The sequence below is a fragment of the Streptomyces sp. NPDC020807 genome, from assembly GCF_040641575.1.
GTDB lineage: Bacteria > Actinomycetota > Actinomycetes > Streptomycetales > Streptomycetaceae > Streptomyces.
Genome location: NZ_JBFADU010000006.1, coordinates 137,584 through 149,490 on the forward strand (window position 1 = coordinate 137,584; position 11,907 = coordinate 149,490).

The 11,907-nt window shown below is 74.5% G+C and carries 13 protein-coding genes; 4 read left to right on the forward strand and 9 right to left on the reverse strand.

What is annotated here, in order from left to right; translation table 11 throughout:
• Positions 1-5: 5 nt before the first annotated feature.
• Both AB0G79_RS12715 and AB0G79_RS12720 read right to left on the reverse strand, forming a co-directional pair.
• Positions 6-1,136 carry a YihY/virulence factor BrkB family protein gene (locus tag AB0G79_RS12715; RefSeq protein WP_360804636.1) on the reverse strand — a complete coding sequence of 377 codons (1,131 nt, stop codon included), beginning with the start codon at positions 1,134-1,136 and terminating at the stop codon, positions 6-8.
• 56 nt (positions 1,137-1,192) lie between these two features.
• Positions 1,193-1,822, reverse strand: a complete 630-nt coding sequence (locus AB0G79_RS12720) for a VanZ family protein (RefSeq protein ID WP_360804639.1) — start codon at positions 1,820-1,822, stop codon at positions 1,193-1,195.
• Between the two features lie 296 nt (positions 1,823-2,118).
• On the opposite strand from AB0G79_RS12720, the gene AB0G79_RS12725 reads away from it, so the two are divergent.
• Together AB0G79_RS12725 and AB0G79_RS12730 are read left to right on the forward strand one after the other, a co-directional pair.
• Positions 2,119-2,688 (forward strand): DUF4230 domain-containing protein, encoded by a 570-nt coding sequence (locus AB0G79_RS12725; RefSeq protein WP_360805153.1) that lies wholly within the window; start codon positions 2,119-2,121, stop codon positions 2,686-2,688.
• Positions 2,689-2,880: 192 nt separating this feature from the next.
• Positions 2,881-3,324: a hypothetical protein gene (locus AB0G79_RS12730; RefSeq protein ID WP_360804642.1), complete on the forward strand. Its 444-nt coding sequence runs from the start codon at positions 2,881-2,883 to the stop codon at positions 3,322-3,324.
• Positions 3,325-3,388: 64 nt separating this feature from the next.
• Here the strand turns inward: AB0G79_RS12730 and AB0G79_RS12735 are convergent, their stop codons facing one another.
• Positions 3,389-4,225, reverse strand: coding sequence for an RNA polymerase sigma factor SigF (locus AB0G79_RS12735; RefSeq protein ID WP_360805156.1), 837 nt, complete (start codon positions 4,223-4,225; stop codon positions 3,389-3,391).
• Between the two features lie 187 nt (positions 4,226-4,412).
• Here AB0G79_RS12735 and AB0G79_RS12740 point away from each other — a divergent pair, with 187 nt between their 5' ends.
• The gene (locus tag AB0G79_RS12740) at positions 4,413-4,835 is read left to right on the forward strand and encodes an ATP-binding protein (protein ID WP_360804645.1); all 423 of its coding nucleotides are present in this window, start codon (positions 4,413-4,415) and stop codon (positions 4,833-4,835) included.
• Between the two features lie 22 nt (positions 4,836-4,857).
• Here AB0G79_RS12740 and AB0G79_RS12745 read toward each other — a convergent pair whose 3' ends face one another.
• From AB0G79_RS12745 to AB0G79_RS12770, 6 genes are all read right to left on the reverse strand, one after another.
• Positions 4,858-5,283, reverse strand: a complete 426-nt coding sequence (locus AB0G79_RS12745) for an SsgA family sporulation/cell division regulator (protein ID WP_360804648.1) — start codon at positions 5,281-5,283, stop codon at positions 4,858-4,860.
• A gap of 134 nt (positions 5,284-5,417) precedes the next feature.
• On the reverse strand, positions 5,418-5,822 hold the full coding sequence (locus tag AB0G79_RS12750) for an STAS domain-containing protein (RefSeq protein ID WP_360804651.1): 405 nt from the start codon (positions 5,820-5,822) through the stop codon (positions 5,418-5,420).
• Entirely contained in the window at positions 5,819-6,865 is a 1,047-nt protein-coding gene (locus tag AB0G79_RS12755) for a cobalamin B12-binding domain-containing protein (RefSeq protein ID WP_360805159.1), read from the reverse strand. The genes AB0G79_RS12750 and AB0G79_RS12755 overlap by 4 nt, the downstream gene beginning before the upstream one ends.
• 62 nt (positions 6,866-6,927) lie before the next feature.
• Positions 6,928-8,607, reverse strand: a complete 1,680-nt coding sequence (locus tag AB0G79_RS12760) for a PP2C family protein-serine/threonine phosphatase (RefSeq protein ID WP_360804654.1) — start codon at positions 8,605-8,607, stop codon at positions 6,928-6,930.
• A gap of 174 nt (positions 8,608-8,781) precedes the next feature.
• A complete protein-coding gene (locus AB0G79_RS12765; RefSeq protein WP_360804657.1) occupies positions 8,782-10,992 on the reverse strand; it encodes a SpoIIE family protein phosphatase in 2,211 nt (736 codons plus the stop codon).
• On the reverse strand, positions 10,989-11,396 hold the full coding sequence (locus AB0G79_RS12770; RefSeq protein WP_360804660.1) for an STAS domain-containing protein: 408 nt from the start codon (positions 11,394-11,396) through the stop codon (positions 10,989-10,991). The genes AB0G79_RS12765 and AB0G79_RS12770 overlap by 4 nt, the downstream gene beginning before the upstream one ends.
• 223 nt (positions 11,397-11,619) lie before the next feature.
• Between AB0G79_RS12770 and AB0G79_RS12775 the strand changes: the two genes are divergently transcribed.
• A complete protein-coding gene (locus AB0G79_RS12775) occupies positions 11,620-11,877 on the forward strand; it encodes a WhiB family transcriptional regulator (protein ID WP_360804663.1) in 258 nt (85 codons plus the stop codon).
• The last annotated feature ends 30 nt before the right edge of the window (positions 11,878-11,907 follow it).

The following is an 11,907-nucleotide window of genomic DNA, read 5'->3' on the forward strand; positions in this document are numbered from 1 at the left end:
GCCCCTCACGCGCCGTGGTGGCGCGTCGTGCCCGGCAGGCCCGCCTCGCGCCGCTCCTCGTCGCTCCACGCCCGGGTGTCGCGCGGCTTGACGTACGGCTCCCGGTCCGGCGGCATGCCGCCGGCCACCGCGCGGCGGCGCAGCAGCTCCGCATCGAACTCCAGCCCCAGGAGCACCGCCAGGTTGCTGATCCACAGCCAGACGAGGAAGACGACGACGCCGGCCATGGTGCCGTAGACCCGGTTGAACGAGGAGAACGCGGAGACGTACGCCGCGAAGCCCGCCGAGGCCGCCATCCAGATCAGCAGGGCGAGCACGCTGCCCGGGGTGATCCAGCGCCACCCGCGGCCCTCGGCGTTCGGACTGCCCCAGTAGAGCAGGGCGATCATGGCCACGGCGAGCAGGACGAGGACGGGCCACTTGGCCACCGACCAGACCGTCAGGGCGGTGTCACCGACGCCCAGCGCGTCTCCGGCCCGGCGGGCCACGTCGCCGCTGAGCACGAGCAGCAGGGCGCCCGCGGCGCCCATCACCAGGAGCGCCGCCGTCATGCCGATCCGTATCGGCAGCAGCTTCCACAGGGGGCGGCCCTCGGGGACGTCGTGCACCCGGTTCGCGGCGCGCATGAAGGCGCCGACGTAGCCGGACGAGGACCAGAGCGCCACCAGGACGCCGACCCCGGCCATGAAGGCGCCGGTGCCGGTGTTGCGGCTCAGGGCCTGCAGGGCCTGCTCCAGGACGTCGCGGGCCGGTCCCGGTGCCAGCTCCCGCAGGCTGCTCGTCACCCTGTCGGTGGTCCGCTGCCCGCTGATCCCGAGCAGGGAGACCAGGGCGAGCATGCCCGGGAAGAGCGCCAGGACGCCGTAGTACGTCAGCGCCGCCGCCCGGTCCGTCAGCTCGTCGTCCACGAACTCGCGCACCGAGCCCTTCAGCACCGCGACCCAGGAGGACCTCGGCAGGTCGGTGGGCGAATCGGGGGCGCGCTCCTCGACGACGGCGCCCGGTCCGGCGCGCTCGGCGCCGGGCGGGTCGGCGGACCGGTCGCCGGACCGGTCGGCCGGCGGGTCGGCGGCTGGGGCCGCGGGCGGGGGCAGGGGTTCGGAGGTCCGGCGTTCGGGGACGTTGCGATCGGCCATGCCTCGGCGGCTACCCGCCCCTGCCGGTCCTACGCCGGGGCCCGCCGTCCCGGCCGTCATGCCGGGGTACGGGCGGGGCGTCGGCGCCACCACCACCGGCGGGGGCGGGTGCGGGGGTATACGGCGCGGCCCAGCCGCCGGCCGACGGCCACGTACCCGAGCAGCGCGCCCGTCGTGTTGAGGAGGACGTCGTCGACGTCGAAGGCGCGGCCCGTCACGAGCGCCCCCTGCACCAGTTCCACGAGCAGCATGGTGGCGGCGGTGACGAGAGCGACCCGGAGGAAGCCACGGGCCTTGCGGGACAGCAGCGGCAGCAGGATGCCGAAGGGGACGCCGAGGAGGACGTTGCCCCCGAGCTGCTTGACGGTGTCCAGGAACGCGGGCCGGGCGAGGTAGGCCTCGATCGAGCGCCCGGGCGTCAGGTTGCTGTGGGTGAGGGGCACGGACGCCGGCGAGGCCTCCAGGGTCAGCCGTGCCAGGACCACGGCGAACGCCATCGTGCAGGCGAGGGCCGTGAGGGCGACGACCGCCCGCACGAGGCGGCCCGGCCCGCGCCGGACGGGAGGCCCGGCCGGGGTCGCGGCGCTGTCCGGCTCCGTCCGCTCCGGGCTCTCGCCCCCGTCCCCGTCGGCGGCAGCGTCGTGCTGTCCCTTCGGCGTCCTCCCCGACAGTCTTCGACCGAACATGACCTGTCTCCTCCCCTTGGGCGTCCTCGTGCCGACGGGACCCCGCTTACCCGCGCCCCGGCACGGCATGCGCCGGGGCTCCCCGGCCGCACCCCTCTGCCACACCCTCCTCTCGCGCCACAACTAGTCGTGTTTCGGCGGCAGTTGAGTGTGCGCGCGGCGGTCTCGGGCAATCGGCCCCCATGGGAGAAGAAGACACCGAGACCCGCCCCGCGAAGGCCCGCCACTCGTCACAGCGCTCCGGAGGGCGGTGGCGCCTCGCCGCCGGAGCGCTGCTGGTGCTCGCCGTCGCCCTCATGCTGATCGGCCAGTTCCTCAGGCTCCCCGGCCTGGACGTCTTCGGGACGGAGGTGCGGGACCGCTCCGGTCCCGCCCTCCTGAAGTCCGTCCAGGACCTGAGCCGGTACGAGGGCGCCGCGGGGACCTACCAGGTGGTGGTCGACCTGGAGCACGACGCGCGGTTCCTGCCCGACGCGCTCCGGGGCACCCGCACCCTGTACGTGGCGAGCGGCAGCGTCGCCGCGTACGTCGAGTTCGGCGGCCTCGGGGACGACGCCGTCACCGTCGACGCCGACCGGACCGAGGCCACCCTCCGGCTGCCGCACGCCCGGCCGGCCGACCCGGCGCTCGACCCGGAGCGGTCGTACGCCGTGTCGAAGCAGCGCGGTCTGCTCGACCGGATCGAGGACCTCTTCTCGGACAACCCCGCGAGCGAGCAGGCCGTCCAGGCCCTCGCCGCCCGGCGCATCGGCGACGCGGCCCGCGCGTCCGACCTGACGTCGCGGGCGGAGCGGAACACCGCCGCGATGCTGCGGGAGCTGCTGCGGGGACTGGGCTTCGAGCGGGTGACCGTGACCTTCGTCTGAAGGGGATCCACCGCACCTGTCCGAAGGGGGTCCGCCGCGCCGGAACCGGATCGGCGCGCCGGAACGGGATCCACCGCACCTGAACGGGCTCCACCGCGCCGGAACGGGATTCGCCACGCCTGAACCGCGCCGTCCGGGGGACGCGCGGACCGACACGCCCGTGTCGGTCCGCCGACGGGGCAAGAGGGTTCCATGAGCACTCACGACGACGACCGGGTCGCCCCCGGCCCCGCCGCCCCGGACGCCACCACGGTCGAGGCCCTGGGCTCCCTGTCCAAGGCACTGGAGACCGCGGAGCGCGCCCGGGGTCATCTCTACGGATTCCACCAGCTGACCGGCACCGCGGACTTCGAGCTCGACCGGGCGGTCCGGCTCCTCCGGGAGGCCGGGCACCACGCCTGGGCGGACCGGGTGGAGACGGAGATCCTGGGGCGCAACGTCGTACCGGGCCACTGGACGTACCAGATCGTCGACGCCTACAACGAGACCTACTACGAGCCGTTCCGGCTCCTGGAGCGCACCGCGGTCTCGGCCCTGTCCGGCGGCCAGGAGCACCGCTTCGAGGCCCGGCTCCAGAAGGAGCGCCGCACCCCCGGCCACCCCGACCACGCCCCGTCCGGGGGAGCCGACGCATGAGAGCGGCCCACGGCGCTCCGGGAGGGGAGCGCCGTGGGCCGGAAGGCCGTCACCCGGTCGCGGGTCAGTCGGCGGCGGTGCCCAGCAGACCCTCGCGCAGGCGCTTCACGGTGCGCGCGAGGAGCCGTGAGACGTGCATCTGCGAGCAGCCCAGCCGTTCACCGATCTGCGCCTGGGTCAGTTCCTCGACGAACCGCAGGTGGATGATCCGGCGGTCCCGCTCGTCGAGGTCGGCGATGAGGGGGGCCAGCGAGTGGAAGTCCTCCACCAGTTCCATGGCGGGGTCCTCGGTGCCGATGAAGTCGGCCAGCGAGGCGTCGCCGTCCTCGTCCTCACCGCTGAGGGCGGCGTCGAGCGACGAGGAGTTGTAGCCGTTGGAGGCCAGCCGCGCCTCGGTGACCTCCTCCTCGCTGAGGCTCATCAGTTCGGCCAGCTCCTTGACCGTCGGCATCCGCCCGAGCCTGGTGCTGAGTTCCTCGGTCGCCTTGGCAAGCTCAACCCGGGCCTCCTGGAGCCTGCGGGGAACGTGCACCGCCCAGGAGGTGTCCCGGAAGAACCGCTTGATCTCGCCGACGATGTAGGGGACGGCGAACGTGGTGAACTCGACCTCGCGCGACAGCTCGAACCGGTCGATCGCCTTGATCAGGCCGATCGTGCCGACCTGGACGATGTCCTCCATCTCGTCGCCGCGGTGCCGGAAGCGCCCGGCGGCGTAGCGGACCAGGCTGATGTTCATCTCGATGAGGGTGTTCCGCGCGTACTGGTACGCGTGCGTCCCCTCCTCCAGCGTCGCGAGCTCCTGGAAGAAGACCTTCGACAGGGCCCTGGCGTCCCTGGGCGCGACCGCCGACGTGTCCGGGATCTGCGGCAGCGTCCCCATTCCGGTCTCGACTCCCGCCATCGGCATCGTGGTGATCGTCACACCCGTCCCCTTTCACGTGTGTTCATCATCGGCATGCATGGTTCGAGACTGGCCGCCTACCCCGGCTTCTCGCCTTCAGTCCTCCTGAATCCCCACGAGTTTCGGGCCGGTTTTCGCCCCGGGGCGACGGGCAGACGGATCCTGACAGATCGTCGGAAGGAGAGACATGACACGGGATCCCTCGATCAGGGCCGTCGGCTGGGCGCGGTCGCTCCCCATGGGCAGCAGCGTGAAGACGGCGCGGGACTGGACGCGCGAGCACCTGGCGGCGCTCGGCTGGGACCGTACCGCCCCCGGCGTCGCGGACTCCGTCGTGCTGGCCGTCTCCGAACTCGTCACCAACGCCCATGTGCACGCCCACAGCGACGCGCAGCTGATCCTCACCTGGGACGAGGAGTGCCTGCACGTCACCGTGCACGACGCCTCGCCGCGGGTGCCCGAGCAGCGGGGCCCGGACGAAGACGCTCTGGGCGGGCGCGGACTGCTCCTGGTCGACGCGCTCGCCGACGACGTGCGGACCCGTCCCTGCCCGCGGGGCAAGGACGTCACGGCCTGCTTCCGTCCGGCCGCCCGCGGCCGCCCCGACTGAGGGAGCCGCTCCCCGCCGCACGTCAGCGCTCCAGGGCCGCGAACAGCGGCCCCCAGTCGATGTGGCGTTCCTCCGTGCCCCGCGGCACCAGGGCGAAGGTGTCGCGCACGAAGCGGCCGATGGCCTCCTGCTCGCAGCTGACGACCGCGCACCGGCCCGCCGGACCGAGCCGCAGCAGGAGTCCGCCGTCGGGGGTGGGACGGATCCTGACCTCGCCGTCGCCCGTGGCGCCGAGCGATCCGGCGAGGACCATCTCGCGGTCGACGCGCCACACCACCGGGTCCTCGCCGAGGAGGTGGAAGGCGATGCTCAGGGCGTGGGGGTCGCGGGAGTCGTAGCCGACGGTCGTGTCGATCCGGACCGCCACGTCCGGGGTGAACAGGTCCATGGCCATCGGCCGGACGAGGACGCGCGGTGCGGGGAGCGGTGCGACGGGGCGCTGGGGCATGAGGTCCTCCTGCTGAGGGGCTGTCACCGAGCGGGTGCGGTGTCCGCTTGACCCGTCATGCCTCTGTTACACCTCGCGCCGTCGTGGTGGATGCGCCGATGGTGTGGCGATTCGGTGGAGGCGGTGAGGGCCCGTCAGGGAACGAGGGGACGAGGACCCTCCGCGGCGCCGCCGGGCGCGCCGCCGTCGGGCCCCGCCGACTCGGCAGACCGGCCCGTCAGGTGCTCGTACGTGCCGGTGAGGAGGAGCAGCCGGTCGAGGAAGGGCGGTCTGCGGTCGAGGCGCAGCGGCACGTCCGCGGCCTCGGCTAGCCGGTGGAGGGCCAGCAGGGCGGAGAGGCCCGTCGAGTCGCAGAGGGTGAGTCCTCCGCAGTCGACACGGAGGGCGGCCGGGGTGGACCCCGGGCCGAACCGGGCCCGGGTCGCGTCCAGCAGCTCGTCGGCGCTGTCCCAGGCCAGGTCGCCGGCGACCGTCACGTACAGGATCCCGTCGGGCGCGGTGCCTGTCTGGACGGCGAAGGTGTGGTCGGGGGTGGTCACGAGGCGGGTCCCTGGGAGGGCGGGGCGGGTACGGGGAGCAGGGCGCGGCGTCCGGCGGCGAGATGCGCCCGCGCGCGGGGGAAGTCGCGCTGGGCTTCGGCCAGCAGGTCGAGGGCGGCTGCCAGCGCGCCGCCCGGGACACCGCGGGCCCGGAGGACTCCGGCGGTCCAGGTGACGAAACCGGTGAACAGCTCGGGGTCGTCGGCGTAGAGGGAGGCCCCGAGGAAGTCGACGACGTGCGCGATGTCCTCGGCGGTCCGCTCCCGCTGGCGGTCGGTGTACGAGGACATCGCCGGGACCGCGTCCTCGAGACCCCGGAGGGTCCGGTGGACCAGCCGGGACCTGTCACGCGTGATCAGCGTGTACTCCTGGTCGGCGAGGTGGGGCAGGTCGGCCGCGAGGCGGGGTGGGCGCGGTCGCGGCGGCCCGGCGGCGAGGAGCCGGGCGGCGGCCCTGGCGTCCGGTGCCCAGCCGTCGGCGCCCAGCAGGCGGGCGTAGCGGCCGTCGGGGCCGAAGGCGGCGCCGCCGACGAGGACGGGGAGGCCGATGGCCTGGACGGCGGTGACGGCGGCGTGTGCCGTCGGGAGCCGGACCGGCAGCGAGGACGAGAGGGCGACGACGTCGGTGCCGGTCTGGTGCAGGTGGGCGATGAGGTGGGGGGTGGGGACGTGCGCCCCGAGGTAGTCGACGCGGAGACCGCGGCCGCGCAGGACCTCGGCCAGGAGCCGGGCGGGCAGGGCGTGCCACTCGCCGTCGACGCAGGCGACCGTGACGTGAAGCGGCGGTCCACCGGTACCCGGCCGGGGGCCGGTGGCGTCCGCCGTGCGGTGGGCGAGGGCCGCGACGACCCGGTCCTGGACGGCTGTCGCGGCGTGCTCCTGGGCCACGCCGACACGGCCGGCGGCCCACTCCGCGCCGATGGCGGCCTGGACGGGGCCGATCACGTCGAGGAGGAGGTCCTCGGCGGGGACCCCGGCGTCGTGGGCGCCGAGGACGGCGGCGGTGGCCGCCGCCTCGTCCCGCGCCTCCAGGGCCGCCCACAGCTGTCGGCGGGCGACGACGAGGAGTGCCGTCGAGGTCGTCGTCGAGTCGGTGGCGGATGTGCTCACGCGGTGTACCTGCCCCGGGTGTGGCCGTCCACCGCGGACAGGTGGGTGGTGTGCGGCGCGGTGATGGCGACCACCGCCATGTCGTCGTGGGGACCGCGGCCCACCCAGTCCCCGGCGATCATCTGCACCCGCTCGACGACGGCCTGGGCCGGCAGGCCCACGCACTCCGAGAGCACGGAGCGCAGCCGGTCCTCGCCGAACATGGCGGGCCCGAGCGGCCCGCCGCGCGCCTCCGTGATCCCGTCCGTGTAGAGCAGACAGGTCTCGCCGGGGGAGAGGTCCACGGTCGTGGACCGGCTGCTGACGACCGGGAGGGCGCCCACCAGCGTCCCCCCGGTGTCCGCCTCCTCCACCTCTCCCGTGAGGCGCAGGACGAGCGGGCGGGGGTGGCCGGCGCTGGTGAGCCGCAGCCGCACCCGGCCGCCCGTGCGCCGCACCGAGGCCAGGACCAGGGTGGCGAAGCGGGTGTGCCGGGCGGTCAGCAGGGCGCCGTTGAGCAGCCGCAGGACGTCGTGGTGGTCCCCGGCGAGGGGCAGCAAGGCCTGTACGGTGCTGCGGATCCGGCCCGTGAGCACGGCGGCGTCCAGCCCCTTGCCGCACACGTCACCGATGACGACGAGCGTGTCACGGCCGTCGTCCGTGCCGGGGTGCACGTCGTAGAAGTCGCCGCCGATCCGCTCGGTGTCCTGGGAGGTGCGGTAGCCGCCGGCGAAGTCGACCCCGCCGACGTGGTGCAGCCGGGGCGGGAGGAGTTCCGCGATCAGCGCGCGGGTGACGCGGGCCTGCTCCGCGTAGAGGCGCGCGGCCGAGAGGGCGGCGCCCGCGCGGGCCGCGAACAGCCGGGCGAAGAGCTCCTCCGAGGCGTCGAAGGCCCGTCGGCCGCCGCGCCGCAGCAGGATCAGCGCGCCCGCGGGCACGCCGTGGCCGGGCAGGGGGGTGATGGCGACGGATCCGGGGGGCCCTCCGAAACCCTCGGGCACGGCCCAGGACGGCAGTTCGGCCGGGTCGATCCAGCGGGCGGGCACCGGCGGGAAACCCTGGAGTGCTTCGGAGAGACCGGGCACGAGGGCCGGGTCCAGGGCGAGTTGCGTCCGCTCGAACGCCCCCGCCGTGGCGGTGACCACGGTGGAGCGGTTGCGCGCCCCGGGCGGCGAGATCACGAGGGCCGCGTCGCCGAGGTGCTCGGCGGCGAGCAGGGCGGCCTTCTCCAGGCAGCGGTCGGGGTTGAGCGAGGCCAGCAGCTGGGTGGATGCCTCGGCCAGGATCGCGTGCCGCTCCCGTTCGGTGCGCAGGGCGTCCTGCGCGGCCGTCAGGTCGGAGTCGTCGACCAGCCACCAGGCCACGTCGCCGTGGCCGGATGCGGCGGAGTGGGCCCTCAGGAGCCTTCCGTCGTGGTTGCCGCGCAGCGGGGCGGGTCCCGCCCGGCCGGAGGTCGCCGGGGTCCGTGCCGGACGGGCCAGTTGCCGATGGGCGTCGGCGAGCCACCCCGGGACGGCCTCGTCCAGTCCCTTGCCGATGCCCAGCAGGGGGAAGAGGAGGGCCGCGGCGGCGTTGAACTCCACGACACCGCCCTCGCGGTCGGCCACCACCGACGGGTGCGGCGACCCGCGCCACAGGGGGCTCCCCGCTCCCGCGGTCTCCCGGGAGCGGCCGGACTCGTCCTCGAAAACATCCATAAGCGTGGCCCGCGCGTCCTGGACCGCCACCTTCCCGCTTGACGACAGCTCGTCCGTCCACCCTCGCTGACGTTGCGTCGCATATCAAGCGAACCCCTCTTTCCCGGTACTCGTTCCGCCCTTCCCCACACAAACCACACGATTACGGCACGGTTGTTTCACCGGGAGCGGGGCTCAGGTGGCGGTGAGGACGAGGACCGCCCGGTCGTCGTCGATGTCCTGTCCGCCCGTGAAGTCGCGCACCGCACGGGTGAGGGAGTCGACGACCTGCTGGGCCGAGGGACGGGCCGGGGCTCCGGCGACGGCGTCGGCGAGGCGCTTCTCCCCGAACTGCTCGCCCGAGCCGTCACGGGCCTCCGTGATGCCGTCGGTGTAGAGCACCAGGCTTTCGCGCGGAGCGAGACGGAGCGTGCGGGAGACGACGTCGGTGTCGGGGGAGATGCCGAGCAACGATCCGGGCGCGTCGACGAGCCGGGCGGTGTGGCGGGCGTCGAGGTGGAGGGGCAGGGTGTGGCCGGCCCGGACCAGTTCGACGTCCAGTCCCCGCGCGGTGGGAGTGAGCCGGCCGTAGACCAGGGTGACGAAGCCGGTGCCGTGACTGCCCGGCCGGTTGACGAGCGCCCGGTTGACGGCCGCGACGACGTCCTCGGGGCCGGGGAGCAGGGGAGCGACGGCGCGGGCGGTGTGCCGGACGAGGGCGGTCGTGGTGGCGGCGATGGCTCCGCGCCCGCAGACGTCGCCGAGGAGGAAGGCCCACCGCCCGTCGTCCAGCGGGAAGACGTCGTAGAAGTCGCCGCCGATGTCGAGGCCCTCGCCTGCGGGGTGGTAGGAGGTGGCGACGTCCGCGCCGGGCACGTCGGGGAGTTCGGGCATGAGCAACCCCGCCTGCAGGTCCCGGGCGAGGGACGCCCGGTGGGAGTACTGGCGGGCGTTGCGGGCGGCCGAGGCGGCACGGCGGGCGAGTTCCTCGGCGAGGGCCACCCGGTGGCCGTCGAACGGGTCCGCCTCGGTGGAGAGCAGCGTCACGGCGCCGAACGCGGTGCCCCGGTCCAGCAGCGGGATGCAGAGGTAGCCCGTCACACCGAGGTCCTGCCACGGCCCCGGGCCGGTGGGGGCGCGCCGGGCGACCTCGCTCGCGCGCGTGGCGAGGACGCGGCCGACGGCGTCGTCGTCGGCGTCGTAGACGGGGATGTGCGAGGCCAGGACCTGCCGCCGGTGTTCGTCCGGGGCGGCCGTGGCGACGCGCCGCAGGCGTCCGTTCTGCACGACGTCGACGGCGCACAGCGGCGCCAGGCGCGGGGCGCAGGAGGCGGCCAGCCGCTCCAGGGTCTGGACGGCGTCGAGGTCGACGGTGAGGGAGGTGCTGGCCTGGAGGAGGAAGGCGAGGTCCTCGCGGGCCGCCCGCTCACGGGCCTCGGCGGCGCTGCGGGCCGCCTCGGCCCGCTGCCGTTCCACGGCGAGCGCCGCGGTGTCGGCGAAGAGGTGGGCGAGGGCCAGGTCGGCCGACTGGGGGAGCCGGGGGGTGCGGTGGTACATCGCGAAGGTGCCCAGGAGGGAGCCGTCGCGTCCCAGGACGGGGGTGGACCAGCAGGCGGCCAGGCCGGCCCGGCGCGCCAGGTCGCGGTAGTCGTCCCACAGCGGGTCCGTGGCGATGTCGCCGACGACGACGGTCTCGCGGCGGTGCGCGGCGGTGCCGCAGGACCCGGAGCCCTCGCCGATGCCGATCCCGTCGACGGCCCGGTTGTAGAAGTCGGGCAGGCTGGGGGCCGCGCCGTGCAGGAGGTGCCGGCCGTCCCGGTCGGCGAGGAGGACGGAGACGACGAGGTCTTCCGGGGACAGTTCCTCTATCGCACGGGCCATTCCCTCCAGGACCTCGTGCAGCGGCGCCTGCCGGGCGATCTGCTCCAGAAGGGCGCGGTGCTCCGCCGCGAACCGGCGGGCCTGCCTGACCTGTGTCGTCTCGACCCCGATGACGCGGACGCCGGTGACGTTGCCGCCGGCGTCGACGCGCGGTTCGTAGCTGAGGTCGAAGAAGGCCTCCCGCGGCTCGTCGCCGTCGTCGAGGACCACCCGGGCGTCACGTCCCTGGCGGGGGACGCCCGACCGGTAGACCCGGTCGAGCAGTCCGATGAGCCCCTGCCCCGAGGGCTCGGGCAGCAGCTGTCCGAGGGGCACGCCGGTACGGACGCGCGCACCGGCGCCGATGGCGCTGAAGAAGGCCGGGTTGGCGCTCTCGACCATGTGCGCGGGGCCGGCGAGGGAGGCGAAGACGGCGGTGGTCTCGCCGAACAGGACTCTGAGGTCGTCCCCCTGGTCGACGGAGGCGGGACCGGAGTCGTCCGCCGGGTCGGGCCGGTGCGGATGCTGGCCCGGTACACGCCTCATGCGCTCTCTTTCCTGTTCTGCCGCGCCGGTCCCCCGGCTCCGGGTGCGGTGTCCGGCCCGGCCGGTTCCGCGGCGAGTGCAGCGCGCACGTCGGCGTGCACGGTGAAGACCTGGTCGAGACCCGTCAGGGCGAAGAGCCGGCCGACGGTGGTCGGTACGGCTGCGAGCCGGAGGGGCCTGCCCTGGGCGGACAGCTGCTGGTAGAGCCTCAGCAGGGCGCTGATGCCGCTGGAGTCGCAGAAGGTGAGTGCGGCGAGGTCCACCACGACGGGCCCCGGCACCCCGCCGGCCCCCGGATCGCGGAGCCGCTCCTCGTCCAGCTGTACGGCGCTGTCGAAGTCCAGCTCGCCGCGGAGCACCAGCACCGTGCCCCGTTCCTCCTGTCTGACGTCGACCGAGAACACCCTCGACTTCCTCCGTTTGGAACCTCTGGCGGACGTTTCCAGCCTAGGGAACCGGCATGGCCCTCATCCTCTCCTTCCGGCTTCCCCGGCCCTTCGGATTCATGACCGGGGAAGGAGTTTCGGCGTGGCGTTCGGGGCCGGCCGCACCGAGCGGGTTTCACGTACGGACGAACGGTCAGGCGGACGGGAACGCGCATCCCTACTCATGTGCCAGGAGGCTCACATGGACGGCTGGCGTGCGGCAGCGGCCTGCCAGGAGGTCGACCCCGATCTGTTCTTCCCGGTGGGGACGGGTGCCACCGCGCTCGCCCGAACGGAGGAGGCGAGGAGTGTCTGCCGGCGCTGCCCGGTCCGCGAACCGTGCCTGCGTTCGGCCTTGGCGCAGCCCCAGCCGCCGTCGGGCGTGTGGGGCGGCCTGACCGAGGCCGAGCGGCGATCGCGGGTACGCCGGGCGCGCCCGCGGGCGAACGACCGCGGGTGACGGGCCCGGTGACCGAGCCCCCCGGCGCGC

Bases quoted from the DNA above. Each gene is read 5' to 3' on its own strand.
- AB0G79_RS12735 (WP_360805156.1), bottom strand. From the start codon at position 4,225: ATGGCGGGAGTCGAGACCGGAATGGGGACGCTGCCGCAGATCCCGGAC.
- AB0G79_RS12725 (WP_360805153.1), top strand. From the start codon at position 2,119: ATGCTGATCGGCCAGTTCCTCAGGCTCCCCGGCCTGGACGTCTTCGGG.
- AB0G79_RS12775 (WP_360804663.1), top strand. From the start codon at position 11,620: ATGGACGGCTGGCGTGCGGCAGCGGCCTGCCAGGAGGTCGACCCCGAT.
- AB0G79_RS12740 (WP_360804645.1), top strand. From the start codon at position 4,413: ATGACACGGGATCCCTCGATCAGGGCCGTCGGCTGGGCGCGGTCGCTC.
- AB0G79_RS12760 (WP_360804654.1), bottom strand. From the start codon at position 8,607: ATGGATGTTTTCGAGGACGAGTCCGGCCGCTCCCGGGAGACCGCGGGA.
- AB0G79_RS12720 (WP_360804639.1), bottom strand. From the start codon at position 1,822: ATGTTCGGTCGAAGACTGTCGGGGAGGACGCCGAAGGGACAGCACGAC.
- AB0G79_RS12715 (WP_360804636.1), bottom strand. From the start codon at position 1,136: ATGGCCGATCGCAACGTCCCCGAACGCCGGACCTCCGAACCCCTGCCC.
- AB0G79_RS12745 (WP_360804648.1), bottom strand. From the start codon at position 5,283: ATGCCCCAGCGCCCCGTCGCACCGCTCCCCGCACCGCGCGTCCTCGTC.
- AB0G79_RS12730 (WP_360804642.1), top strand. From the start codon at position 2,881: ATGAGCACTCACGACGACGACCGGGTCGCCCCCGGCCCCGCCGCCCCG.
- AB0G79_RS12765 (WP_360804657.1), bottom strand. From the start codon at position 10,992: ATGAGGCGTGTACCGGGCCAGCATCCGCACCGGCCCGACCCGGCGGAC.